Source organism: Saccharopolyspora shandongensis (assembly GCF_900106995.1).
Classification (GTDB): domain Bacteria; phylum Actinomycetota; class Actinomycetes; order Mycobacteriales; family Pseudonocardiaceae; genus Saccharopolyspora; species Saccharopolyspora shandongensis.
In genome coordinates this window covers 24,768-48,447 of the sequence record NZ_FNOK01000067.1, presented here as the reverse complement: position 1 = coordinate 48,447, position 23,680 = coordinate 24,768, and the positions used below count along the sequence as shown (strand labels likewise).

General features: G+C 68.1%; 28 protein-coding genes. 21 read left to right on the top strand and 7 right to left on the bottom strand.

The annotated features are described in order from the left end of the window. A partial coding sequence (locus BLW84_RS46855; protein WP_218157650.1) for a transposase domain-containing protein occupies positions 1–251 on the bottom strand: 251 nt, incomplete at its 3' end. Positions 252–649: 398 nt separating this feature from the next. On the opposite strand from BLW84_RS46855, the gene BLW84_RS40155 reads away from it, so the two are divergent. The 4 genes from BLW84_RS40155 to BLW84_RS40140 are packed head-to-tail and all read left to right on the top strand — an operon-like array spanning position 650 to position 3,538. After that, positions 650–973: a WXG100 family type VII secretion target gene (locus BLW84_RS40155; RefSeq protein WP_245761720.1), complete on the top strand. Its 324-nt coding sequence runs from the start codon at positions 650–652 to the stop codon at positions 971–973. Continuing rightward, complete coding sequence (locus BLW84_RS40150) at positions 970–2,133, top strand: WXG100 family type VII secretion target (protein ID WP_093276855.1); 1,164 nt, start codon at positions 970–972, stop codon at positions 2,131–2,133. Before BLW84_RS40155 ends, BLW84_RS40150 begins: the two co-directional genes overlap by 4 nt. Beyond that, positions 2,130–2,831 carry a hypothetical protein gene (locus tag BLW84_RS40145; RefSeq protein WP_093276852.1) on the top strand — a complete coding sequence of 234 codons (702 nt, stop codon included), beginning with the start codon at positions 2,130–2,132 and terminating at the stop codon, positions 2,829–2,831. The genes BLW84_RS40150 and BLW84_RS40145 overlap by 4 nt, the downstream gene beginning before the upstream one ends. Positions 2,832–2,842: 11 nt before the next feature. Continuing rightward, a complete protein-coding gene (locus BLW84_RS40140) occupies positions 2,843–3,538 on the top strand; it encodes a hypothetical protein (RefSeq protein WP_143061274.1) in 696 nt (231 codons plus the stop codon). A gap of 95 nt (positions 3,539–3,633) precedes the next feature. Here BLW84_RS40140 and BLW84_RS40135 read toward each other — a convergent pair whose 3' ends face one another. Together BLW84_RS40135 and BLW84_RS40130 are read right to left on the bottom strand one after the other, a co-directional pair. Beyond that, a complete protein-coding gene (locus BLW84_RS40135) occupies positions 3,634–4,542 on the bottom strand; it encodes a serine/threonine-protein kinase (RefSeq protein WP_245761719.1) in 909 nt (302 codons plus the stop codon). Between the two features lie 46 nt (positions 4,543–4,588). After that, positions 4,589–6,445, bottom strand: a complete 1,857-nt coding sequence (locus BLW84_RS40130) for an ABC transporter ATP-binding protein (RefSeq protein WP_093276843.1) — start codon at positions 6,443–6,445, stop codon at positions 4,589–4,591. A gap of 532 nt (positions 6,446–6,977) precedes the next feature. Here BLW84_RS40130 and BLW84_RS40125 point away from each other — a divergent pair. From BLW84_RS40125 to BLW84_RS40115, 3 genes are all read left to right on the top strand, one after another. Continuing rightward, positions 6,978–8,066: a serine/threonine-protein kinase gene (locus tag BLW84_RS40125; protein WP_177226961.1), complete on the top strand. Its 1,089-nt coding sequence runs from the start codon at positions 6,978–6,980 to the stop codon at positions 8,064–8,066. Then, positions 8,063–8,533: a hypothetical protein gene (locus BLW84_RS40120; protein ID WP_093276839.1), complete on the top strand. Its 471-nt coding sequence runs from the start codon at positions 8,063–8,065 to the stop codon at positions 8,531–8,533. Before BLW84_RS40125 ends, BLW84_RS40120 begins: the two co-directional genes overlap by 4 nt. Positions 8,534–8,651: 118 nt before the next feature. Continuing rightward, positions 8,652–9,182 carry a DUF3558 domain-containing protein gene (locus BLW84_RS40115; RefSeq protein WP_177226960.1) on the top strand — a complete coding sequence of 177 codons (531 nt, stop codon included), beginning with the start codon at positions 8,652–8,654 and terminating at the stop codon, positions 9,180–9,182. 13 nt (positions 9,183–9,195) lie between these two features. Here the strand turns inward: BLW84_RS40115 and BLW84_RS46850 are convergent, their stop codons facing one another. Beyond that, a complete protein-coding gene (locus BLW84_RS46850) occupies positions 9,196–9,927 on the bottom strand; it encodes a hypothetical protein (protein WP_143061273.1) in 732 nt (243 codons plus the stop codon). 251 nt (positions 9,928–10,178) lie between these two features. Continuing rightward, complete coding sequence (locus BLW84_RS40105; protein ID WP_143061272.1) at positions 10,179–10,460, bottom strand: hypothetical protein; 282 nt, start codon at positions 10,458–10,460, stop codon at positions 10,179–10,181. A gap of 97 nt (positions 10,461–10,557) precedes the next feature. Between BLW84_RS40105 and BLW84_RS40100 the strand changes: the two genes are divergently transcribed. The 13 genes from BLW84_RS40100 to BLW84_RS40040 all read left to right on the top strand — a co-directional run bounded on the left by BLW84_RS40100 (position 10,558) and on the right by BLW84_RS40040 (position 21,045). Beyond that, positions 10,558–11,409, top strand: a complete 852-nt coding sequence (locus BLW84_RS40100) for a helix-turn-helix domain-containing protein (protein WP_093276828.1) — start codon at positions 10,558–10,560, stop codon at positions 11,407–11,409. A 21-nt stretch (positions 11,410–11,430) separates the two neighbouring features. Beyond that, the gene (locus tag BLW84_RS40095) at positions 11,431–11,634 is read left to right on the top strand and encodes a DUF397 domain-containing protein (protein ID WP_177226959.1); all 204 of its coding nucleotides are present in this window, start codon (positions 11,431–11,433) and stop codon (positions 11,632–11,634) included. Positions 11,635–11,811: 177 nt separating this feature from the next. After that, a complete protein-coding gene (locus tag BLW84_RS40090; protein WP_093276826.1) occupies positions 11,812–12,297 on the top strand; it encodes a hypothetical protein in 486 nt (161 codons plus the stop codon). Continuing rightward, entirely contained in the window at positions 12,254–12,841 is a 588-nt protein-coding gene (locus BLW84_RS40085; RefSeq protein WP_245761718.1) for a DUF3558 domain-containing protein, read from the top strand. The genes BLW84_RS40090 and BLW84_RS40085 overlap by 44 nt, the downstream gene beginning before the upstream one ends. 68 nt (positions 12,842–12,909) lie before the next feature. Next, positions 12,910–14,082 (top strand): hypothetical protein, encoded by a 1,173-nt coding sequence (locus BLW84_RS40080; RefSeq protein WP_245761717.1) that lies wholly within the window; start codon positions 12,910–12,912, stop codon positions 14,080–14,082. 87 nt (positions 14,083–14,169) lie between these two features. Next, entirely contained in the window at positions 14,170–14,946 is a 777-nt protein-coding gene (locus BLW84_RS40075) for an ESX secretion-associated protein EspG (RefSeq protein WP_093276821.1), read from the top strand. A 73-nt stretch (positions 14,947–15,019) separates the two neighbouring features. Beyond that, positions 15,020–16,021 carry an ABC-2 transporter permease gene (locus BLW84_RS40070; RefSeq protein ID WP_093276819.1) on the top strand — a complete coding sequence of 334 codons (1,002 nt, stop codon included), beginning with the start codon at positions 15,020–15,022 and terminating at the stop codon, positions 16,019–16,021. A gap of 356 nt (positions 16,022–16,377) precedes the next feature. Then, complete coding sequence (gene mihF / locus BLW84_RS40065; protein ID WP_029535742.1) at positions 16,378–16,695, top strand: integration host factor, actinobacterial type; 318 nt, start codon at positions 16,378–16,380, stop codon at positions 16,693–16,695. Continuing rightward, positions 16,692–17,294 (top strand): guanylate kinase, encoded by a 603-nt coding sequence (gene gmk / locus BLW84_RS40060; RefSeq protein WP_093276816.1) that lies wholly within the window; start codon positions 16,692–16,694, stop codon positions 17,292–17,294. Before mihF ends, gmk begins: the two co-directional genes overlap by 4 nt. Before the next feature lie 94 nt (positions 17,295–17,388). Further along, complete coding sequence (gene rpoZ, locus BLW84_RS40055) at positions 17,389–17,682, top strand: DNA-directed RNA polymerase subunit omega (protein ID WP_010310991.1); 294 nt, start codon at positions 17,389–17,391, stop codon at positions 17,680–17,682. Next, positions 17,679–18,944, top strand: a complete 1,266-nt coding sequence (gene coaBC, locus BLW84_RS40050) for a bifunctional phosphopantothenoylcysteine decarboxylase/phosphopantothenate--cysteine ligase CoaBC (protein ID WP_177226958.1) — start codon at positions 17,679–17,681, stop codon at positions 18,942–18,944. Before rpoZ ends, coaBC begins: the two co-directional genes overlap by 4 nt. Before the next feature lie 95 nt (positions 18,945–19,039). Continuing rightward, positions 19,040–20,221, top strand: coding sequence for a methionine adenosyltransferase (gene metK, locus BLW84_RS40045; protein WP_093276873.1), 1,182 nt, complete (start codon positions 19,040–19,042; stop codon positions 20,219–20,221). A gap of 125 nt (positions 20,222–20,346) precedes the next feature. After that, positions 20,347–21,045: a YwaF family protein gene (locus BLW84_RS40040; protein ID WP_093276813.1), complete on the top strand. Its 699-nt coding sequence runs from the start codon at positions 20,347–20,349 to the stop codon at positions 21,043–21,045. Between the two features lie 7 nt (positions 21,046–21,052). Here BLW84_RS40040 and BLW84_RS40035 read toward each other — a convergent pair whose 3' ends face one another. Next, positions 21,053–21,511 carry a tRNA (cytidine(34)-2'-O)-methyltransferase gene (locus tag BLW84_RS40035; protein ID WP_093276811.1) on the bottom strand — a complete coding sequence of 153 codons (459 nt, stop codon included), beginning with the start codon at positions 21,509–21,511 and terminating at the stop codon, positions 21,053–21,055. 60 nt (positions 21,512–21,571) lie between these two features. After that, on the bottom strand, positions 21,572–22,282 hold the full coding sequence (locus BLW84_RS40030) for an SDR family oxidoreductase (RefSeq protein ID WP_093276808.1): 711 nt from the start codon (positions 22,280–22,282) through the stop codon (positions 21,572–21,574). A gap of 61 nt (positions 22,283–22,343) precedes the next feature. Here BLW84_RS40030 and BLW84_RS40020 point away from each other — a divergent pair, with 61 nt between their 5' ends. Then, entirely contained in the window at positions 22,344–23,303 is a 960-nt protein-coding gene (locus BLW84_RS40020; protein ID WP_177226957.1) for a helix-turn-helix transcriptional regulator, read from the top strand. The last annotated feature ends 377 nt before the right edge of the window (positions 23,304–23,680 follow it).

Here is a 23,680-nt window from a genome sequence, read left to right as displayed (position 1 = left end):
GCTCCGATCGACCCGGTCGTGGGCACCCGATAACCCTGCCCGCCCCGCCCGAACACCGACATGAGGATCTTCATTGCCGACCGGTAGGACTCGTGCGGAAACAGGCACAAGGCAAGCGTGAAGTAGAACATCAGCCGGGCAGGCAGTGCGCGAGTCCGCTGTTCTCTACGCCAATACTGATCAATAACTCGATCGACCAATTCCACAGGGAACGTTCGGGTCAGCACACCGATGGCAGCCTGATCGGCCACGCTGACACCCGCGCCCGCCCCTACCTCAAGATCCACAAGCACGCAGGCTACCGGCCACGCGATGACCTAAACGACCGGCATTGGGGCTAGGCGTGGATCCTGGTGCTCGGCGCGCGCTCCTGGGGACCCTTGAGCGTACGCTCCGCGCTTAGAGTGCGAGGCGGCATTCGCGCGAGGTAGACGGCCGAATTTTGTCCGTTTTATGCCGCTGTTGTTCGTCTTGTGGTGGGCAAATCGAACATTGAGGAAGAAGCCCCCATATCTTCTGGGCTGCGAAATTGCTTACCATTCATCGGGAACCGTCTCCGGGTGCCGTAACGTCCAAGCAGTCACCGCAGCGGAAATCCGACGATGACGACTCCTCTGCGGGCTCGTTTCTGCGCTGAGGGGGTGCTGTCTTGACTGATTTGAAGATGACGCCGGGCACATTGACCGGCCACGGCCAGGGCTGCGAGAGCCTGGCCGACAAGTTCGGCCAGCTCGCCGACCTGCTCCACCAGGCCAAGGTCGACGATGAGTGCTTCGGCCCCATCGGCGACGCCGTGGGCCTGAGCAGCAAGTACTTCGAAAACCTGGACTCCTGCAAGGACTTGGCGTCCAAGGCGCAGGAGTTCCTGCAGCACATGAAGGAATCGCTGGACGAGACGGTCAAGGACTACGCGGAGACCGAGCAGCAGATCTCGGACATGCTGAAGAAGGCCGGAGAGGGGCTTGGCGGATGAGCGCGCCGCAGGGACCGGGTGACCTCCAGAGCCTGAACAAGGGCGACGGAAACTCGAAGAACTGGTTCGAGCAGGCCGCCGGCCGCGGCTCCTCGCTGGTCGGCACGAGCCAGGACCTCAACGACGCCTCGTCGCCGCCGGAGTGGGGCGTGGCCATGGTCTCGGCGCGCGCGGAGCAGCTGGAACTGCTGACCAGCCCCGGCCAGTCGCTGATGAGCAACGGCCTCGGCTTCCTGGTGTCGATCGTGCTGAGCCCGCTGATCGAGCTCGCGGAGTTCGCCATCGGCGACCCGGAGCAGATGCGCGCCACCGGCGAGGGCTGGGAGAACGTCGCGAAGTGGCTCGACGAGGTCGCCGAGCAGGAGCCGCAGCGGGCGAAGGCCACGGCGGAGACCTGGGTCGGCAAGGACGGCGACGCGTTCCGGCAGCAGATGACGGAGTTCGGCGACGGCGCGAAGGCCCTGGCCGCGGATGTCCGTGACCTCAAGGGCACGCTGGACATGATCGCGGACATCTTCGACATGTTCGTCGAGTTCGTCATCGACATCATCACCGAACTGGTCATCGGCCTGATCGTGCAGTGGCTGGCGGCGCTGGCGGCGTCCTGGATCACGGCGGGTGCATCGGTGGCGACCGCGGGTGCGACGACCACGGTGCAGGTCGGCTCCACCGGCGTGCGCATCACCATGCGGGTCACCAAGATCCAGATGCAGATCGCGAAGCTGGTCAAGCGCCTCGAAGAGATGCTGCAGAAGGTCCGCGAGGTCGGCAAGCTCCGCAAGGTCATCGACAAGATGAACGAACTGCGCAACGGCGGGAAGGTCTCCCAGTTCGTGGCGCGCAGGCTGGACTCGAACCCCATGTTCAACACCCTCACGAGGGCGGGCGACGACTTCGCCTCGACCACGGGCAACCGGTTCATGCAGGGTGTGACCGGTTCGGAGGCGCTCTCCGGCAACCTGGCCCAACGATTCCTGACGAACACCCTCGGCGGCCAGACCCGCTTCACCGGTGCCCTCTTCGACGCGGGTATGACCAACGCCAAGGACGCGGCGATCGAGCAGGGAGCCGAGTACGTCTACGGTAAGGGTGAGGACCAAGCGACCGGTCAGATGAACGAACAAGAGCGGAAAGCGGCGCAGGAGAAGGGCTTCTCGTGATCGAAGTCGTCGCGTTGCGGCAGTCGTGGGCGCAACCGGGTGAGCCGATCTGCTGGGTGATCGACGCGCAGGGCAAGTACCTCTTCGAGGTGGCCGGCCGGGATGCGACCGGCAACCCGAAGAAGGGCTTCGCCTCGCGCATCGCCGGTGGGGTCGGCGGTGCGTTGCTGGAGATCGCGGACGGTGCCCTCGGCGGCAGCGAGGCGAACTACCAGGACGCACCGGCGGGCGTGGTGGTAGGTGGCCAACCCGACTGCGCGGCGGCCTCGCTGGTCGACGTCTACCGGCAGCACGGCGGCCGGGCGGTGTGGGTGCTCTCCGACCGCCGCATGGCGCTCGTCGGTGTTTCGGATCCCGAGGAGACGCCCGCGGCCGAGACGGGATCCCTGTTCAGCCGCGCGCGGCGGATGGGAGCCGGGCTGCTCTCCGGCGGGGGCGACGACGGCAGCGCCGCCGAGCCCGCCGAGGTGGTCGACGACGGGCCGGCACCGCCGGTCGTGCGAAGCCTGGGCGAATGGCCGAGATCCGTCGTCGCGGCGTGCGACGTGATGACCCGCAAGCTCGGCCGGGAGTACAAGGCCGGGAAGACGCACTACCTGAAGATCCAGCTCGCGGACGGTTCCGCGCTGGAGATCGGCCCGTCCGCGGCCGAAGACGACGGGCGCAGGCTGGTAGCGATGAGCTACGGCCGGGCATGACGGGAGCCGTGGTGGGACGCAGTACTTCGTCGATGGTGAAGCTCCTGGTGAAGCACTGGGTGCAAAGCTCTGAGCAGCTCGTCTACGTGTTCGGCGGCGACGAGCGCGAAGGCTACGTCGCGTCCACGATCCAGGGCGTCAACCGCGTGCCGCACTTGGTGGCCGGCCCGACCGTGCAGCTGGCCGAAAAGCACCGCACGAGCCCGGTTCCCATGAAGGCGCTGCGCAGCGGCGCCTTCATGGGCGACGAGCTGGTGCACGACCCCGGGTTGTGGGGGCTCGTGCAGGCGGGGACGCCGACCGAGGTCGCGGTTCGGCTCGGCGACAACCTGACCGCAGCCGGGAACGCGAGCTTCCTCGCCGTTTCCAGCCATCGGGTCGGGGTCGTGGTCGAAACCGAGCACCTCCACACCGAGACCGAGCAGCCCGCCCCGGAGGAACCGGCCGAGGGGTTTTCCCTGCTGGGGGCGGCGAAATCGGTGGTTCGAGGCGTGACGTCGTTGGGCGGGGACGCCCCGGACAACCCCGTCACGTGCGGTTTCGAGGTCCCGATGAACTTCATCCGGGAGATCGCCCCGGTGCCGATGGGCCGAGGCGGAAAGCCGTTGAGGTTCCTCCGCTTCTGGTTCGCGGACGGATCGTCGCTGAGCATCAAGCACGCTGAAGCCGAACGCACCGCCGAAACAATCCGCCAGAACATCCGCTGACCAACGTGCAACCGCGCGGCGAGGACGTCAGAGCCGAGCTACCTGGTGGCGTTGTTGTTCGCGTTCACCGCCGTGATCTTCCTGTTCACCTGACGCTATGACTCCGCCCACGGCGTCGGCACGGGATCGGCAACTGCGGACAGCGCTTCGGCGAGTTCGGCGACCGCCGGGCGCTGCTGCGGATCCTGGCGCAGGCACGCGTCGATCGCGGTCGACATCGCCTTGGGCAGCCGCCGCTGGGTTCGGATCGGAGGTGCCGGATCGGTCAGCTGCGGGCACCGCGCCTGCAACGACGACACCGACTCGAAGTTCGTCGGTTCGCCGGAGGTTCCGACGTCGAACGGCTGGATTCCGGTCGCCGCCCCGTAGAGGACCAGGCCGATTCCCCAGACATCGGTCTCCGGGCCCAGCATTCCGCTGCGAATCTGCTCGGGCGCCATGGCGCAGGGCGTTCCCGCTCTGCCGCGGCTGGGACCGGGTTGGCGGGCGAAGTTGAGATCGATGACGCGAGCCCTGCCCATGTCCGCGATGATGTTGCCCGGGTTCAGGTCGAGGTGCAGGTAGCCGCGGTCGTGCATGTACGCCATCGCCGAGCACAGGTGCTGGCCCAGGTGGGCGAGCTCGGCGGCGGTGAGCCGACGGGTCCGCGTTTCGATCAGGTGCGAAAGCGTCGCCCCGGACAGGGTTTCCAGCACCACGACCGGACCGTGCTCCCCGGCGACGAGGTCGTACGCCCGCACGATGTGCGGGTGGGTGAACGACAGCAGCAGGCGACCTTCGAGCTCCAACCTCTCCCGAACGCCCTCGTGGTGCGCCAGGTCCGGGCGCACGGACTTGATGAAGCACCGGCAGTACCGCTGCTCGCTCCAGGCGTCGTAGGTGTCGAGTTCCCGTCCCCGGCGCATGTGCTGGATGACCCGGTAACCCGGAGTGATCTCGTAGCCCGGTGGGAGTGGTTCCGGCGCGGATTCCGTCGGCTCGGGTGCGGTGCTGATCGCTGTCATCGAAACTCCTATCGGTGGATGCCCCGCTTCGGCCGCGGGGAGCAGGTCATGCTGTCTCCCGTTCGGGGACCGGAGTGGCTTGATCGCGTTCGTGCAGCCGGTACAGCTCCGCGTACCGGCCCCCGCGGCCCATCAGCTCGGGGTGCGTGCCGGCTTCGGCGATCCGGCCGTGGTCGAGCAGCAGGATCTGGTCGGCGTCCCGGACGGTGATCAGGTTGTGGGACACGACGATCGTGGTGCGGCCCTCCATCAGGCGGCGCAGTGGCGCGAGCACGCGTGCGGTCGCGGCCGCGTCGAGCCCGACCGTCGGCTCGTCGAGCAGCAGGATCGGGGCGTCGCGGATCATCGCGCGGGCGATGGCGATCCGCTGCCGCTGCCCGCCGGAGAGCAGCCGCCCGTGCGGGCCGACCCGGGTCTCGTAGCCGTCGGGCAACCCGGTGATGAACTCGTGCGCGTCGGCGGCGCGGGCTGCGCGCACGACATCGTCGTCGGTGGCGTCCGGCTTCCCCCAGAGGATGTTCTCCCTGACGCTCATGTCGAGCGCGAGGACGTCTTGGAGCACCACCGAAACGTTGTGGCGCACCGATTTCTGCGGCATCGAGCGCAGATCCGTGCCGTCGAGGGTGATCGCGCCGGAGTCCGGGTCGTAGAACCGCAGCAGCAGTTTTCCGGTGGTGGACTTGCCCGATCCGCTGGCGCCGACGAGGGCGATCGTCTGCCCGGGCGCCGCGGTGAAGCTGATCCCCTGCAGCACATCGCGCTCCGCGTGCGGGTACCGGAAGGTGACGTCGTCGAACGTGACCACGCCGCGCGCGCGGTCCAGTCGCCGCGGGCGGACGGGGTCATGCACGGTCGGCTGCTGGTCGAGCAGCTCGATGACGCGTTCGGCGCTCGCGGCGGCCGCGAAGACGGTGTTGCTGAGCTGGCCGAATCCGCGCACCGGCGAGTAGAGCTGGCTGAGGAAGCCGAGGAACACCAGCAAGCCGCCCAGCGAGATGGTGTTCTGGGTCAGCTGCCAGGTGCCCAGGCCCACGATGATCAGCACCCCGGCCAGCTCCAGGAGCTGGACCATCGGCGCGAACAGCGCTTTGAGCCTGGTGGCGACCAGCTCGGCGGCGAAGCTCCCGAGGTTTTCGCGGTGCAGGCGGTCGGTTTCGGAGTTCTCCCGTCCGTACGCCTTGACCAGCGCGGCGTTGCTCAGGCTCTCCTCCGCGACCGAACTGATCGATCCGGTGCGCTGCCGCTTCTCGCGCGAGGCGGCTTTGATCCGGCGTGAGAAGAACCGCGCGGTCAGCCAGAAGGCCGGAATGGTCACCAGGGACACGATGGCCAGCTGCCAGCTCAGCACGAACAGCGCGCCCGTGAACAGCACGATCTTGAACGCGTAGGAGATCGTCTGGGTGAGCCCGGACAGCACCAGGTTCTCGATCGCCGCGATGTCGCCGGTGATCCGGGACAGGGTGTCGCCGATCTTGCGCCGTTCCAGGAACTCCACGGAGAGTTCGTGGAGGTGCCGGAACAGGTCGGTGCGCAGTTCGAGCAGGAACCGCTCGGCCAACCAGGTGGACAAGTACCGGTCGCCGAACGAGATCAGCCCGGACAGCAGCGTGACGACCACGTAGGCCGCGGCGAGCCCGAAGAAGAGGCTGAAGTCGCGCGGCACCAGGACCTTGTCGACGAGGATCTTGAAGAACCAGATGGTGGCCGCGTCGAGGACGGGCGCGATCAGGATCAGCGCCATCACCACGCACAGCCACCCTCGGTAGGGGCGCAGGTACGGCCAGAAGCGGCGGAAGATCTCGCGGACGCTGACCGGCGGCGCCGCTTCCGGCGTTTCTCCGGGGCCGCTGGTGTCGACCCCGAACAGGTACCGGATTCTGGAGAAGAAGTTGGTGTTCGCCATGGTTGAAGGGCATCCGGCGGCGGCACCTGGCGATGCCGCCGCCGAACGGTCCAGTTACCAGAAACACCCGTTGTTGATGCTGATGAATCTGCGACTGCAGAAGCGCCTGCTGAAGCAACGGCCGCTGAAACCGCCAAAGCCGCCCCACGCGGGTGCGAGCCCAGTGAAGACCATGACATCTCCTCGTGTGTCGTGTTTCTTGTTGGGAAGGGCCCGATCCCCCCGGGGTAACGCTTGTCGGACAAGCGTTTTCGGGCCCGTGTCTGGGCTTTCCGGTCCTCCTGGCGGTCAAACGCCTCGGACGCCAGATTTTTTCGTCCCGACGCCGCGGGATGTTGGTTCCTACCGGAGTTGATCAGTCATCGCGCCACTGCCACCGGGGCGAATCCCGCGGATTACGCGCCCGAGAAGACTATTTGCGATCGGGAACGGTTGGTCGCCGCTGTTCACCGGCCTGGTCGCTCGCCCGGGATGACCCGGGCGGCCGGCGGTCGTCTAGGGTCGTTCTCGCAGCTGACGGTTCGGAGGACTGATGGACGACGTGCCTCTGCTGGGTGGGCGCTACCGGTTGGGTGCTCGCTTGGGTAGCGGTGGCATGGCAGACGTGTACCGGGCGATGGACACCCGGTTGCAGCGCGTGGTCGCCGCCAAGTGCTTCCGCTCCGGAACCGATGCCACCGGACGGGAGCGGTTCGCCGAGGAGGCCCGGATCCTGGCCGGGCTGAGCCACCCCGGCCTGGTCACGGTGCACGACTTCAGCGCCAGCGAGGACGAGCTCTACCTGATCATGGAGCTCGTCGAGGGTCCGGCGTTGTCCGACGTGATCGCCGAGGGACCGCTGCCGCCGGAACGGGTCGCCGACCTCGGCGGCCAGCTGGCCTCCGTGCTGGCGCACGTGCACGACAACGGGATCGTGCACCGGGACGTGAAGCCGTCGAACGTGCTGATCGCAGGCGACGGCAAGGCCTTCTTGACCGATTTCGGCATCTCCCGACTGGCCGACGCGGTAGCGCGGATGACCAGTTCCGGGATCATCGTCGGCACCGCCACCTACATGGCACCGGAGCAGGTCAGCGGCGGTGACGTCGGCCACCCGGTGGATGTGTACGCGCTCGGCCTGGTGCTGCTCGAATGCGTCACGGGCAAGGTCGAGTACCCCGGTGCGGGCGCGGAAAGCGCCGTGGCGAGGCTGGTGCGCGCGCCGGAGGTGCCGATCGGCATCCCGACGCACCTGCACCGGGCGCTGCTGGCGATGACCGCCGCCGACCCCGAGCGGCGGCCCACCGCCGCGCAGAGCGCGGACCTGCTCAGCGGCAAGGCCACCGAGGTGATCCCGCGGATTCCGGCCGCGCCGCGCACCGAACCGCAGCGCCCGCCCCAGCCGCAGAACCGGCCGATGACGCAGCACCTCCCGGTGGAAGAACTGCGCACCGAGCGGCCGAACCGGCGGCCGCTGCTGCTCGCCGGAGGTGCGCTGCTGGTGCTGCTGATCGCGCTGATCACGTACTTCTCGTTGCCCGAAGCGCCTGTCGCGCCGACGCTGCCACCGGCGTCGGGCCCAGCGGGTGTGGGGCGCTTGCCGGAGGATCTCGCCAACTTGGAAAGGCTGGTCCAAGGATGAAACGCGTTCTGCTGCCGGCTTTCGCGCTGTTGCTCGCCGGTTGCGGCAGCGCGCCCGAATCGGCCGATCCGCAAGTCCGCCAGCAGCTCAGCGCGCAGGTGGAGGCGGTGAAAGCCGCCGCGCTGGGCAACGATCGCCCCGCCGCCGAGGCCGCTCTCGCCGAGCTGAACCGGCAGATCGCCACCGCGCAGGCGCAGGGCAAGCTCGCGCCGGACAACGCCCGGGTGATCCTCACCGCGGCGGACCGCGTCGCCGAGGACGTGCGCACCATCCCGCTGCCCGAGCCCCCGCAGCCGGTGATCGTGACGGTTACCCCGGAGCCCCCGCCAGTCCAGCAGGACGAGGACCAGCGCGGGCCGGGCAACCAACAGCACCAGAAGGATTGGGAAAAGCAGCGGAAGGAATGGGAACAACAGTGGAAGCAATGGCAAAACCAGCGGCAGAACAACGGTAAGAACCAGGACTGACGGGGAATTTCCCGATCTCCGATCGTTGGGTGATTCCGATCCCGAACAATGGTTGTGCCAATTTCGGCTCGTGTGGCAGGGTTCCGCTCGCACCACAACCTCGGACGGGAGGCGGACCTTGCGCAAGGAACTCGCAGCCGGCGCGGTCGCGGCCGGACTTCTGCTGACGGGCTGCAGCACGGGCGCGGCTCCCGCCGACCAGCCGCCGAATGGTTCGAACCGAGCCGCGGCGGCGAAATCCCTCGAAGTGAGCGACCCGTGCTCGCTGCTGGCCCCGGAACAGGCGAAAGAGCTTGGCCTGGAACAAGAACCGAAGCCGGCGGACTCCGGTGGCAAGCCGGGCTGCCAGTACGAGTCGGGCACCCCGGGAGGCCCCGGCTGGGGCGTCTTCGTCGCGGTGGACGCGAAGCGAACCTTCCAGCAGTTCACCGAAGCCGAGCAGAAGGCCCAGAAGCTCGACATCGGCGGCTACCCGGCGGCGAAGGTCAACGACCCCACGGGCTGCACGCTGGTGGTCGACGTCGCGGACAACGGGTCCCTGCTGGTCAGCGCCCTGGTCCGCTCCGGTGCCCCGATCGCTGTCGGCACCAGCTGCGACGCGGCGAAGCGAACGACCGAAGCAGCCCTCAAAACCCTCCCCGCCGCGTAGCGGCTCATTTCGTTCAGGCTGGTCGGATCTGCAACAACATGCCGTATGTTGTCGCGTCTACAGTTCCCACTGCCGGCATGGCGGTGCAGGTGATCTTGTAGCCGGACGGCATGGTCGCGGTCGCTCCCTCGGTCGTCATGCTGGCAGGGGAGGCGCACTGGGGCTGGAGTTGCGCGAAGGCTTCGGTGGCTTCCTTGAGTTGTTCGGGCTTGCCCTGCCAGATGTGTTCGGCGGTGATCTCGAATGCCGGGATCAGGGCTTTCGCTGGATCCTGCGCTGTAGTGCGTTCACCTTTGTGCGCTGCGGCCGAGGTGCTCACGTTCAAGTTGAACTCCCGAAGCTTGCCGGTCGGCTGGAAGTCGTGGGTCTGATATTTGATCGACGCCCAGATGGTGTAGGACTGACCGACGTTGTCCTTGGTCTCGCACAGCCGCGGCATGGATACGCGGCTTCCAGCCTCAGTTAGTTCTCCCTTCCGCAGGCAACTCCAGCCCTCCGTGGCGACACCGCCCATCACGGCGTCGGGGTTGTAGTCCTTCGGGAAGCATTGCTGAAAGTTCGGGAGCTCCGGGTCGCAGGGAACCGGGGCACCTGGCTTGGGTGGTTTCGGTGCGCCGGTGGTGGGTGCGGTTTTGGGTGCTGTCGGAACTGCCTCGCGAGTGGATTCAGCGCTCGTCTGGCGAGGCTCGACAGCGAGCACGTAGTAGACCCGAAGCCCAACGAACCCACCGACGATCAACAGCAAGGCGACAGCGGGAATGGCGATGTACGGCCACTTCCTCCGCTTTGGAACAGGTGGTGGTTGTTGGCCCTGCGGTGGTGCGTACCGCCCGCCCCCAGGGCTCTGGTTCGGCCCCCACTGCGGATTCGGATTCCACCCAGATTGAGTCGGCACAAGCCCTCCCTGCTTGATGTGCCCGTGATCGGTTGCATCGTGTGGAGCCCGAAACGGGCGCCGGGCACGTTTGCTCCAGATGTGAGAGAAGACCTTGGAGCTCATTCCTGGCCGCAAAGGGCTTCGACGACGTCTCGGGCGTCGGCGGTGAAGGCCTGGTCGAGGAAGTAGAGCTTGTCGGCGAGATCCGTCAGCTGCCGCCTTGCGACCACGACTTCGATGCCGTCCTGGGCGATCGAGACCTCGTCGCGCACAAGCATCGTGACGGTGACCTCGGCGCGTCGCCCATCGGCCGGAATGTTCCAGCTCGCGCACATGTTTCTGCCCTCCCGGATCGGAATGTCCCTTGCAGCAACGACTTTCCAGTGCTTCCAGCCGGGCACGCAAACATACTTTCGAGTGACTGGGGTTACGTGCCCCGCTGGCAACCGGTGATGGTGGTCGGGGGAGGTCAGATCGATTCCGAAAGCGGGAGGCCAGATGAACGGACGAGTCGGGGTCCCGGTCCGGGTCCGGAGGGTGTCCAGCGAGCTCCGCGAACTGAGGCTGCGAAGTGGCCTGGGAGCAGAAGAAGTCGCTGGGGCACTTGGGTTTTCGATGAGCAAGCTGAGCAGGATCGAGAACGGCCAGCGGGGCCTCTACGCCGACGACGTGTCGGCGTTGCTGGGTCTGTACCGGGTACCTGCAGAGCGCCGCGAAGAGCTGTTGAAGCTGGTACGCAGTGGTGCGAACCCGAATTGGTGGCAAGTCCAGGATGGACGCTTGCCAGCAATGTGGGAGGACGTGATCCGCTTCGAGAAAGAAGCCACGGCCATCTACAACTACGAGACCATGCTCATCCCGGGCCTGTTGCAGACCCCGGAGTACGCGACCGCGATCGTGCAAGGCACGGACCCGGATCTGAACTTGGCAGAGGTCGACACTCTCGTCACGGCTCGCATCGGCCGGCAAACCCTGTTGAACCGACCAACGGCACCGTTGCTAGAAGTGCTCATCGAGCAGAGCATCTTGGAGCGCCCGGCTGGGGGTTCAGGCGTGATGTTCCGCCAGCTCCGCCACTTGGTCAGTGCCACTAGCCAGGACAACATCACGTTGCGCGTGCTGCCATCGGCAATCGGTGTGCACCCGGGGATGGCTGGGCCCTTCGTCATCCTTGACTTCGAAAAGCACGCAAGCCTTGTGTACTTGGAGAATCGCGGAAGCAGCGCGTTCCTTGAAGAGTCCGAGCACGTGGCCGCGGCGAGGGAAGCCCTTCGATCCTTGCAAGAGGCGGCGCTGTCGGTCGAGGATTCGGTGGACCTCATCAACTGCATCGCCGATGGGTTGGTGTGAAGACAGGCAAGGAGCAGCTCAGTGTCACCACTGGATCTCTCAACGCTTCACTGGCGCAAGAGCAGCCGAAGTAGCAACTATGGCAACTGTGTAGAGGTCGCGTTCAACGGGCGAGCTGTCGCAGCGCGGGACTCGAAGGACCCCGACGGTGGCGTACTGCTCTTCGGTGCTGCGACCTGGGCTTCTTTCGTCGACGGGCTCCGTGCGGGGCGGCTCGATGCATAGACGACCTTGATCCGAAACCCCTCAGCGGCAACCGGGTGGGAATTCACCCGGTTGCCGCTGTCTGTCTTCATCAACTCTCAGCCTTATAGCTGCTCACTTGCGCTAACGTTTGCCACGCTGGCAAGTGGATGACCGTCGCCCTCGTCGCGACGGCACGCGGACGAGGGGAGTTCAGCGGTGACTGCCGAGGGGGAAGGCAACCAGGTCCAGTTCGACGCAACGGACCAGGCTTACATGCAACACCAGATGGACCAAGGCGGCTGGATCGCCCCGGTTGGCGCCCTTGCGTCCACTCTCGCGCGTGCGGCTGACAAGGCGGCGTTTGCCCAATCGCAGTCTGCGGGCGGGGCGATGCGCATCGACCCTGACAAGGTCGATGAGATTGCTGGATTCTTCGAAGCCGAGGCAGAGGCGCTTAGAAAGCGACAGCGGAACATCTTCGACCTTGCGACCGTCGAGTCGCCCGGAAACGATCCGGTCAGCACGCAGGCGAGTGCCCGCTATGGAGAGGTCGCGGCTGGTGACGACAGGGCTTATCTGGACAACTACCTGAAACTCGCCGAGGCCTTCGATAGCACAGCGGCCAACCTGCGGGCGAGTGCAAAGCAGACGCGTACTGATGATCAAAATTCTGCGGACAGCTTCGGAGGAAATCGTGCGTAAAAGGCTCGCCGTTGGTGCGGTCCTGGCCAGCATGTTGTTGGCCGGTTGCAGTGGTGGACCGACGGAGCCTCCGCGTACCACGAGCACAGGTTCGGCACCGTCTGAGCCAACAGTGACCCAGTCCAATCGCTCAGCGCAGGCGAAGTCGCTGGATGTCGCCGATCAGTGCTCGATCGTCACAGAGCCTCAAGCGAAGTCTCTGGGTGCTGATCAGCCACCGGAGACTAGCGATTCGAACGGAAAAGCGGGCTGTGACTACCTTCAGGGTAAGTCTGGTGGTGGCTTCATAGTTTTCGTGTCGGCTGACAAGAGCCAGACCATGCAGAAGTTCGCTGATGCGCGCAAGTCCAGCGTCCAGATGATCGATATTTCCGGTTACCCGACTGCGCAGGTCGGCAACAAGACCAACTGTCTTTTGGCGCTGGACGTTTCAGATCAGGGATCTCTGTACGTGAACACCGTGGCGCCTTCCGGAAATCCGAATCCGTGTGATCTTTCCAAGCAGTTCGCTGAGGCTGCTCTTAAGAATCTTCCCAATGCGTGAGGGGGCAGGGGATGACTGATACGCGGCAGATAGAGCCTTCAGATTTCGAGGGCGCTTCGCTGGAGCAGATGCGTGAGTGGGTGGCCAACGGCTCTGCTCAAAACCTGTACGACAAGACCGGCGGCTGGAAGACGGAGGACGAGTACCTCCGAGATCTCAAGACCCGCGTTGAGGACAAGCTGAAGAGCGTCGGCGCTGTCATGCAGTCCGAGTCCGGCGAGGCCATGCAGAACCAGGCCATGCCGATCGTGCTCTGGACCGAGGTCACCGCTGACAACGCGCTTGCGCAGTCACAGCTGATGACGGATCAGGGCGATGCGTTCACGAAGGTGCAGTCGTCGATTCCGGGAAAGGGCGAAGAGCAGGAAGTCCCGGACGACAGCTGGCTCGAAGAGGGCTGGGACAAGGCATGGACCGGCTCGACCGACGCCGAGGACGCCAAGGCGCACAACGAGAAGCTGCGCCAGGAAGCCGTGCAGGCGTTCCAGAACTACGACAACGCTTCGCAGGGCACGGTTGCCGCGAGCTCGGTGTTCAGCCCGCCGCCGAGCGGCGGTATGAGGACCACGGTCACTGGGTCGGAGCACCCCAACGTCGGGAGTGTTCCGCAGGTTTCGCCGCACAGCACCACCAGCCAGTCGGCGACTCCGATGGCGGCGGACAGGATGGGGCCGCCGGCGCCGGGTACCGGTACGACCGGCACCACGAATACCAGCAGCAGCGGCTACGTCAGCAACACGAATCCCGTGTGGCAGCGGCCTGACACGTCTCGGACTCCCGGTTCGCAGCCGCGCGTTCCGGTCGGCGACGGCGGGCGGGGCTATCCCGGCGTGCCTGGTGGCCCGGGCGTGCCTGGTGGTCCCGGCGGTCGGCCAGGGCTCGGCGGTGGTGCCGGCGGTCGCGGTGGCGGCGCTGGTGGCGCCGGCGGCCGCGGTGGCGGTGCCGGTGGTGCTGGGAGCCGGGGTGGTCTCGGTGCCGGTGGTCGTGGGGCCGGCGGTCCCGGTGTTGGTGCCGGTGGACGGGCCGGGATCGGTGGTCCCGGTAGCGGCGCTCCCGGGTCCGGTCCCGGTGGTGCCGGTGGTCGTGGCGGTGCCGCGGGGGGCGGTGCGGCCGGTGCTCGCCCGCAGGGGAAGCAGGGCGAGGAGGACCAGGAGCACGAGACCCCCGACTACCTCAAGGGCGATCACGGTTTCTTCGACGACGACTTGCCGAAGGTCGCGCCGCCCGTCTTCGGTGAGTGAGACCAGAAGTAAGCAGTAATCGACAACAGAAAACGCCGTGGGCGGCACGGTTCGGTGCCGCCCACGTACTGGCCTGGGGAGGATCCGGTGAAATTCGAGCTGTCGAAGCAGGCGTTCTACGAGGCTTGGAAGCACTTCAAACTGGGGACCAAGCCGTTGGTGCTGAATGTGCTCCCGGAAGGCATCTTGCAGTCCGAGCGCCGCGAGGCCGAACGGCGAGCGTGGGAGGAGCTGCGCGCGCTCGGGTTCGGCAACGAGATGCGGGAAGACGACATCTACGGCGTGTTCCGGCCGCTGCAGCGCTACGAGCGGGCCTTCGACGTCACTTTCAACGAGCGCAAGCCCGACGGTTCGAAGCGGGAGCTTTCCGGGCTGGTCGCCAACGTCCGGAACAACGCGACGCTGGCGGTGCAGACCGAGCAGAGCGTCCAGCTGCAGGCCTTGCCCGCCGATGCCATGGTCCGGGCCGCGCTCAGCGTGCTGCCCGACGACGTCAAGGCCGGGCCGGGCCGGGGTGTGTCGCTGCGCAGCGATGCGATGGAGCAGGCCGCCAAGGCCGCCGGTAAGTCCGACCGCGCGATGGCGGAAGGCCTTGCGCGGCAGGGGATCCGGCGCGACGACGCGAGGACGCTGGTGGAGATGGCCGGGGGCGAGCGCATCGCGTGGGCCCAGCTCGGTGCGTCCGTCATGGACGGTCAGGGCAAGCGGCACCGCGCGCCGATGGTCACCAACTTCTTCGCCACCGCCAAGGGCTGGTACCTCATCGAGAACAGCCGGCGCAGCGCCGAAGCCTGGACCACGGTCGCCCCGGTCGACAAGCAGCGCATGGCCACCCGGATCCAGGACCTCATGAAGACCATCTGACCCGGTCACCTCCACGAATCTCGCCGAACGCGGGAATCCGGTCGGTGTGCGATTGGTCACCTACAGTCGTCGCATGGCGTCGACTGGGGTCCAGCGCGGGCGCTGGCGGGCCTTCCGGGAGTCGCCGTTGCTCCCGGCGGCCGTGCTGGTGCTCATCGTCGCCGCGGCCGCCGCGCTGTTCGCCGGCTCCTACACCTTCGCGATGGCCAATCCGACGCCGCACAGCGTCCCGCTGGCCGTCGTCGGCACCCGGCACGATCCCGCGCTCGTCGCCGAGATGGAGCAGGCCGCGGGCACCGCGTTCGAGCTCCACCGGTCCAACTACGACGAGGCGCTGCAGGCCGTGGAGGAGCAGCGCGTGTTCGGCGTGCTCGATCTGCGCGGCGACGTGTTCCGGCTCGATGTGGCCAGTGCTTCGGGTGCGTCCGTCGCGCAGCTCCTGGAGCAGGTGGGGCAGAAGGCCGGGGCGAGTCTCGGCATGGCGATCGTCGTCACCGACCTCAAGCCGTTGCAGCGCGGCGACCCGCGCGGGCTCGCGCTGTTCTACGTGACGCTGGCCGCGATCGTCATCGGCTTCGTCGGCGCCATCCAGCTCAGCGTGCACGCCAAGGCGCTCAAGCCCGCCGAGCGGATCGGGTTCACGATCGCCTACTCGCTGCTCGGCGGCTTCGCCATCATCGCCGTGGTGGACTGGCTGCTGGGCGCGGTCCGCTTCCCGGTCGTCGAGGCCTGGCTGATCCTGGCGCTGACCATGTTCACCTCCGGGATGGTCTTCACGATGTTCAACACGCTGCTGGGCCGGTGGGCGATGGTGCCGACCTGGGGTCTGATGGTGCTGCTCGGCAACCCCTCGTCCGGCGGCGCGGTGTCCTGGCCGCTGCTGCCGTCCCCGCTGGGCCTGATCGGCGCCTGGCTGCCGCCCGGGGCGTCGGTGAACGCGATGCACACCGCCGTCTACTTCGGCGGCTACCAGCACGTCTTCCCGTTCCTGGTGCTGGGCGCGTGGGCGCTGGCGTCCTGCGTCGTCTTCTGGATCTGGCGCGACCGCCACCCCGGCGGTCGGCGCGAGGCTTGAGTGTTGCGGAACTTCCGCGTAGCGGAAGCCGCGCGAGTTCTTGATCACTTCGCGGACGAGGGGCACTTCACCCCGGTGTGACCTGCGAGGACGCCATCGGAGTGGCTCAACTGTGCGGAAATCGGACACATTCGAAGAGTTTTGGCCGAGATTAGTGCACTTCAGCGGCTTTGTTGGTAGTACTGGCAACGGCCCCGTGCTCGTGCGCGCCTCGTACGAGCGGAACCAGGCGGGTCTGGGTGGCGAACCGGATGAATCCTGCTCACAAAAACGGGGACCCAAGTGGAACCCGGCAGAGCGGACTCGGTACCGTCGCCCGCACCGATCAAGAGAAACCCCACATCACGGAGGACATGGTGGCCCTTCCCCAGCTGACCGAGGAGCAGCGGGCAGCAGCTCTGGAAAAGGCGGCTGCCGCCCGTCGCGCCCGAGCTGAGCTCAAGGAGCGCCTCAAGCGAGGTGGAACCACGCTGGCGGAGGTCCTGGAGACCGCCGACAACGACGAGGTCTTGGGCAAGATGAAGGTCTCCGCCCTGCTCGAAGCCCTTCCCGGCGTTGGCAAGGTCCGCGCTTCGCAGATCATGGAGCGGCTGGAGATCGCCAACAGCCGTCGACTGCGCGGGCTGGGTGAGCGGCAGCGCAAGGCGCTGCTCTCCGAGTTCAGCGGCGAGTGATCGACGCACAAACCGGCGCTGAGCCGAGGACCGTCCGTCAGGGCGAGCCTCGGCTCACCGTCGTTTCCGGGCCCTCCGGCGTCGGCAAGTCCAGCGTGCTCAGCGAGGTGCGCAGGCTGGCCCCGGAGATCTACTTCAGCGTGTCCGCGACCACCCGCGCGCCCCGCGCCGGGGAGGTCGACGGCGAGCACTACCACTTCGTCTCGACCGCGGAGTTCGAGCGGATGATCGCCGCCGGCGAGATGCTCGAACACGCCCGCTACGCGGGAAACCTCTACGGCACCCCGCGCAAGCCGGTCGAGGAAGCCCTGGCGGCGGGCCGGGCGGCCGTGCTGGAGATCGAGCTCCAGGGCGCCCGCCAGGTGCGGTCGGCCATGCCGGAGGCGCAGCTGGTGATGCTGCTGCCGCCGTCCTGGGAGGTGCTGGTGGACCGGCTCACCGGTCGCGGCACCGAGCCCGCGGAGGTCGTGGAGCGGCGGTTGACGACCGCGCGCGAGGAGCTGGCGGCCGAATCGGAGTTCGACGCGTCGGTCGTCAACGCCGACGTGCAGGCCGCTACCAGCGAATTGCTACGATTGATTCTTGGCCGCGAGCAGTGACCTCGCGCGTTCCGCGCGGACTCGGCGTCGACCGGGTCGCCGGCCGTGTCACTGCCGCCCCAGCAGACATCCACGAGGAGCAGGAGCCACTCACGTGAGCACCCCCAGCGCGCTGGCTGCGCTCAACAGCAGCCCGTCGACCAACACCGTCGAGGGCATCACCTACCCGCCGATCGACGACCTGCTCGAGCAGGTCAGCTCCAAGTACGCCCTGGTGATCTACTCCGCGAAGCGGGCGCGGCAGATCAACGACTACTACGCGCAGCTCGGCGAGGGCCTGCTGGAGTACGTCGGGCCGCTGGTCGAGCCGGGCCCGCGGGAGAAGCCGCTGTCGATCGCGCTGCGCGAGATCCACGCGGGCGTGCTCGAGCACACCGAAGGCGAGTGACGACGGTTAGCAGCGGTGCGGCCGCGCCGCAGGACCGCCCGCGGGTGGTCCTCGGCGTCAGCGGTGGCATCGCCGCCTACAAGGCGTGCGAGGTCCTGCGGCGGCTGACCGAGTCCGGCCACCGCGTCCGGGTGATCCCGACCGAGGCCGCGCTGCGCTTCGTCGGCGCCGCGACCTTCGAGGCGCTGTCCGGGCAGCCGGTGGAGACCGGCGTGTTCGCCGACGTCGAAGAGGTCCCGCACGTGCGGCTCGGCCAGGAGGCCGACCTCGTCGTCGTCGCGCCCGCCACCGCTGACCTGCTGGCCCGTGCGGCGCACGGGCAGGCGAACGACCTGCTCACCTCGACGCTGCTGACCGCGCGGTGCCCGGTGCTGATGGTCCCGGCGATGCACACCGAGATGTGGGAGCACCCGGCGACGCAGGACAACGTGGCGCTGCTGCGCAGCCGCGGCGTGGTGGTCGCCGAGCCCGACAGCGGCCGGCTGACCGGCGCGGACACCGGCAAGGGCCGGTTGCCCGATCCCGCCGAGATCGTCGACCTGGCCCGGCTGCTGCTGGCCGAGCCGCGGGCGCTGCCGCGCGACCTCGAGGGCCGCCGCGTGGTGATCTCCGCCGGTGGCACGCGCGAGCCGCTGGATCCCGTCCGCTACCTCGGCAACCGCTCGTCCGGCCGGCAGGGTTACGCCCTGGCGCGCGTCGCCGCGCACCGCGGCGCGGACGTCACGCTGGTCGCCGCGCACACCGCGGACCTGGCCGATCCGGCCGGGGTCCGGGTGATCAGGGTGGGTACCGCGGAGGAGCTGCGGTCGGTGATGCTGGCCGAGTCCGACGGCGCGGACGCCGTGGTGATGGCCGCCGCGGTCGCGGACTTCCGCCCGGTGTCGCAGGTCGGGCACAAGATCAAGAAGACCGATCAGGACCCGGAGCCGCTGGCGCTGACCCGCAACCCGGACATCCTCGCCGAGCTCGTCGAGGCGCGGAACGCGGACAAGCTGGCGGCGTCGCTGATCGTCGGGTTCGCCGCCGAGACGGGCGATCCGACCACCAGCGCGCTGGAGCACGGCCGCGCCAAGCTGGCCCGCAAGGGCTGCGACCTGCTGGTGGTCAACACCGTCGGCGACGGGCAGGCCTTCGAGGTCGAGGACAACTCGGGCTGGCTGCTGGGCGGCGACGGCACCGAGCAGCCGATCCCGTTCGGCGCGAAGTCCCGGCTGGCGGCCACATTGTGGGACGCTGTGACCCGGCAGCTGTCCCAGCAGTAGGCTGACCTCGCACGTCAGACCACTGCGGTGAGTCTTTTCAAGGAATTTCAGGGAGAGTTGTGAGTCAGCAGTCGGACCTGCGCACCGGTCGCAGGTTGTTCACCAGTGAGTCCGTGACCGAAGGCCACCCGGACAAGATCTGCGACGCGATCAGCGACTCGATCCTGGACGCGTTGCTCACCCAGGACCCGCGGTCGCGCGTGGCGGTGGAGACGCTGGTGACCACCGGTCAGGTGCACGTCGCGGGCGAGGTGACCACCGACGCCTACGCGGACATCCCGACCATCGTGCGGGAGAAGATCCTGGAGATCGGCTACGACTCCTCCGCGAAGGGCTTCGACGGCAACTCCTGCGGCGTGAACGTCGCGATCGGCGCCCAGTCGCCGGACATCGCGCAGGGCGTCGACGTCGCGCACGAGTCCCGCGTCGAGGGCGTCATCGACGAGATCGCCAAGCAGGGCGCCGGCGACCAGGGCCTGATGTTCGGCTACGCCTGCGACGACACGCCGGAGTTCATGCCGCTGCCGATCGCGCTGGCGCACCGGTTGTCGCGGCGGCTGACCCGGGTCCGCAAGGACGGGGTGCTGCCGTACCTGCGGCCGGACGGCAAGACTCAGGTGACCATCGAGTACGCCGGTGACCAGCCGGTTCGCCTGGACACCGTGGTGCTGTCCACGCAGCACGCCGCCGACATCGACCTGGACTCGATGCTGGCCGTCGACATCAAGGAGAAGGTGGTCGGCCCGGAGATCGAGTCCCTCGGCATCGACACCTCCGACACGCGCCTGCTGGTGAACCCGACCGGCCGGTTCGTGGTGGGTGGTCCGATGGGCGACGCGGGCCTGACCGGCCGGAAGATCATCGTCGACACCTACGGCGGCATGGCCCGCCACGGCGGCGGCGCCTTCTCCGGCAAGGACCCGTCGAAGGTGGACCGCTCGGCGGCGTACGCGATGCGGTGGGTGGCCAAGAACGCGGTGGCGGCGGGCCTGGCCGGCCGCATCGAGGTGCAGGTCGCCTATGCGATCGGCAAGGCCGCCCCGGTGGGCCTGTTCGTCGAGACCTTCGGCACCGAGAACGTCGACCCGGCGCGCATCCAGTCGGCGATCAACGAGGTCTTCGACCTCCGCCCGGCGGCGATCATCCGCGATCTCGATCTGCTGCGGCCGATCTACGCGCAGACGGCGGCCTACGGCCACTTCGGGCGCACCGACGTCGACCTGCCCTGGGAGCGCACGGACCGCGCCGAGGCCCTCAAGGCCCTCGCCAACGCCTGACCCTGGTACCCGTCACGGGCCGCAGTTTCCATTGAAACTGCGGCCCGTCGGCGTGTCGGGGCCCGGCACACCGGAGAACTTCCGCGATTTCGCGTGCCTACCCTGGGGGAGTGGGGCCGTTTCCGGTGGATCGCTTCGTTCCCTACGGGCCGTCGCACTGGGTGCTCATGGTGCTGATCGTCGTCGGCTCAGTGGCGGTCGCCGCCGTCGGGCACCGGCAGCGCGGTTCGCCGTCCGCCGTGGTCTTCACGCGCGGCTTCGCCCTGGTGCTCCTGGCATTCGGCGTCGTGACGCTGACCTACAGGCTGTTGCCCGCGCATTGGGACATCGGCGAATCGCTGCCGCTGCAACTCTGCGATCTCGCTTGGATCGTCGCCGTTCCCGCGTTGTGGACGCACCGGCCGCTCGCCTGCGCGCTGCTCTACTACTGGGGGCTGACGCTGACCCCGCAGGCGATGATCACTCCCGCGCTGGACGCGCCGGACTTCCCGTCGTTCGACTTCATCGAGTTCTGGGGTCAGCACCTGCTGGTCATCTGGGCGGCGGCCTACCTGACCTGGGGAGCGGGGGTGCGGCCGACCTGGCGGGGTTACTGGTTCGCGGCCGCGGTGACCCTCTCCTGGGGCGCGGCGATGCTGGTGTTCAACGCCCGGGCGGGGACCAACTACGGCTTCGTCAGCCGGAAGCCGGACAACCCGTCGCTGCTCGACGTGATGGGCGGCTGGCCCTGGTACCTGGGCGTCGAGGTGATCGTCGGGCTGGCCGCTTGGGCGTTGCTGACCTGGCCGTGGACCCGGTCGCCGCGCCGGGTCGTGCGCGCCTGAGCGGGGCTCACGAGGGCATCGCGAAGCCCTGCTGGCGCCACGCCTCGTAGACCGCGACGGCCGCCGAGTTGGCCAGGTTCATCGAGCGGATGCCCGGCAGCATCGGGATCCGGACCCGCAGCGTCACGTCGGCGAGCACGTCCTCGGGCAGCCCGGTGGACTCGGGCCCGAAGAGCAGCACGTCGCCCGGCCGGTAGGCCACCGTCTCGTAGGAGTGCTCCGCCTTCGAGGTGAACGCGATGACCCGCTGCGGGTTCAGCGCCCGCCAGGCCGATTCGAGGTCCGGGTGGACGTGCAGGGCGGCCCGGTCGTGGTAGTCCAGCCCGGCTCGGCGCAGCTTCGCGTCCTCCACGGAGAAGCCGAGGGGCTCGATCAGGTGCAGTGCACAGCCGGAACCGGCCGCCATCCGGATCGCGTTGCCGGCGTTGCCCGGGATCTCGGGCTGGTAGAAGACCACGTGAAACACCCGAAATCGTTTCACACCGGGTTGCGGTTCGGCAGCGCGGGGAGGCCCCCGGCCGGACGATCACACCAGCCCACCGGTGGCGCGGAGGTTCTGCCCGGTGATCCAGCGCGCGTCCGGGCCGACCAGGAAGGCCACGACGTCGGCGACGTCCGCCGGCTGCCCCAGCCTGCCCAGCGGGATCATCTGCGCGGTGGCGGCCAGGGCGTCGCCGCCGACGGCGCCGCGCAGCAGGTCGGTGTCGGTGGGGCCGGGAGACACGGCGTTGACCGTGATGCCGCGCGGCCCGAGTTCCTTCGCCGCGACCCGGGTGAGCTGCTCGACGGCCGCTTTGCTCGCCGCATAAGCGGATTCGCCGGGGCCGGCCCACACCGTGCTCATCGTCGAGATGCTGACGATCCGCCCACCGTCGCCCATCCGCCGCGCCGCGTGCTGCATCGCCAGGAAGGTTCCCTTCGCGTTGACCGCCATGACGCGGTCGTAGTCGGCCTCGGAGGTGTCGAGAAGCGTTGTGGTGGAAGGGATTCCGGCGTTGTTGACCAAGATGTCCAGCGCGCCGGCGGCGTCGAAGAGCCGCCGGAGGTCTTCGGCCGCACCCATGTCGGCCCGCACCGCGCGGGCGCCGGTTCCGGCGGCGACCGCCCTCGCCGCGTCCTCGTCCTTCGCATAGCTGAACAGGACTTCCGCGCCGTCCGCCGCCAACCGCCGCACGATCGCCCGGCCGATCCCGCGCGAGCCACCGGTGACGACTGCCGTCTTGCCTCGGAGATTCATGGCCCCACCATTGCGCCGATCGCGGAAGACTTCGTTCCGCGATTGCGGCGACACTGGAGGAATGTTGGAGACCTCGGCCCGCCTGCTCCGCCTCCTGTCGCTGCTGCAGGCGCGGCGCGACTGGCCGGGCGGAGATCTCGCCGAACGCCTCGGCGTGACCACCCGGACGGTCCGCGCGGACGTGGATCGCCTGCGCAGCCTCGGCTATCCCGTGCATTCGACGCCGGGCGTGGCGGGCGGCTACCGGCTCGGCGCGGGAGCGGCGCTGCCGCCGCTGTTGCTGGACGACGACGAAGCCGTCGCGGTGGCGGTCGGGCTGCGCACGGCTGCGAGCGGCACGGTGTCGGGAATGGCGGAGACGTCGGTTCGCGCACTGGCCAAGCTGGAGCAGGTGCTGCCGTCGCGGCTGCGTCAGCGCGTCAACGCGCTGCAGACCTACACCGTGCCGGTGCCCGGCGGCGGGCCGGTGGTCGACGCCGACGTGCTGACGGCGATCGCGCGGGCGTGCCGGGACCGCGAGCAGCTGCGGTTCGACTACCGCGCGCACGACGACGTCGCGAGCCTGCGCACCGTCGAGCCGTATCGACTCGTCAGCACCGGTCGTCGCTGGTACCTGGTCGGCTGGGACCGCGACCGCGAGGACTGGCGGAGCTTCCGCGTCGACCGCCTGTCGCCCCGCATCCCGACCGGTCCCCGCTTCACGCCGCGCGAGCCGCCGGAGGGCGGCTTCGCCGCGTACGTCGCGCGCGGTGTCACGGCGGTGTTGTGGGCGTATCGCGCCCAGGTGCGCGTGCATGCGCCCGCGGAGGTCGTCGTGCAGCGGGTGCCGCCGACGACGTGGATCGTCGCGCCGATCGACGACCGGACCTGCCTGCTGGACGCGGGCGCGGACACGCCGCAACTGCTCGCGGTCTACCTCGGAGCCCTCGATCTCGACTTCGACGTGCTCGACGCACCCGAACTCGCCGCGGCGACCCGCCGCCTCGCCGACCGCTACGCCCGCGCAGTCACGGAGCCGTGAGCGCTTTTCGTTGCTAGAGAGGCTGTTTTGGATGTCGTGGTGTGAGGTGTGGTAGCGCGGGGTTGTTGTCTTTGAAGCGGTTAGCCCACCTACGCAGCTTGCACCGCCGCGGGTTCTCAGGTGTTTTCTCGCGAGGACAGCCCTGACGTGGTGAATTGGCGCATTCATGAGTCGCGGATCCCACAGTGAGAAGGCGCCTGAGGTTCCGCTACCCGGCACCGCCACGCAGAGCAAGTTCGGAAACAGGCTCTATGGCGGCAAGAAATGCTCGCGGGTGCTTGAGCAGCAGGAACGTGCCTTGTCGTGATGAGTTGCCCGGCGGGTGGTCTTGACAGCGCCGGAGGGTGTCGCAAATACTCTCCCGCATCGATTGGCCA

Bases quoted from the DNA above. Each gene is read 5' to 3' on its own strand.
- BLW84_RS40150 (WP_093276855.1), top strand. From the start codon at position 970: ATGAGCGCGCCGCAGGGACCGGGTGACCTCCAGAGCCTGAACAAGGGC.
- BLW84_RS40135 (WP_245761719.1), bottom strand. From the start codon at position 4,542: ATGACAGCGATCAGCACCGCACCCGAGCCGACGGAATCCGCGCCGGAA.
- BLW84_RS40130 (WP_093276843.1), bottom strand. From the start codon at position 6,445: ATGGCGAACACCAACTTCTTCTCCAGAATCCGGTACCTGTTCGGGGTC.
- BLW84_RS40125 (WP_177226961.1), top strand. From the start codon at position 6,978: ATGGACGACGTGCCTCTGCTGGGTGGGCGCTACCGGTTGGGTGCTCGC.
- BLW84_RS40120 (WP_093276839.1), top strand. From the start codon at position 8,063: ATGAAACGCGTTCTGCTGCCGGCTTTCGCGCTGTTGCTCGCCGGTTGC.
- BLW84_RS40100 (WP_093276828.1), top strand. From the start codon at position 10,558: ATGAACGGACGAGTCGGGGTCCCGGTCCGGGTCCGGAGGGTGTCCAGC.
- BLW84_RS40085 (WP_245761718.1), top strand. From the start codon at position 12,254: ATGATCAAAATTCTGCGGACAGCTTCGGAGGAAATCGTGCGTAAAAGG.
- BLW84_RS40080 (WP_245761717.1), top strand. From the start codon at position 12,910: ATGCGTGAGTGGGTGGCCAACGGCTCTGCTCAAAACCTGTACGACAAG.
- BLW84_RS40070 (WP_093276819.1), top strand. From the start codon at position 15,020: ATGGCGTCGACTGGGGTCCAGCGCGGGCGCTGGCGGGCCTTCCGGGAG.
- BLW84_RS40030 (WP_093276808.1), bottom strand. From the start codon at position 22,282: ATGAATCTCCGAGGCAAGACGGCAGTCGTCACCGGTGGCTCGCGCGGG.
- BLW84_RS40020 (WP_177226957.1), top strand. From the start codon at position 22,344: ATGTTGGAGACCTCGGCCCGCCTGCTCCGCCTCCTGTCGCTGCTGCAG.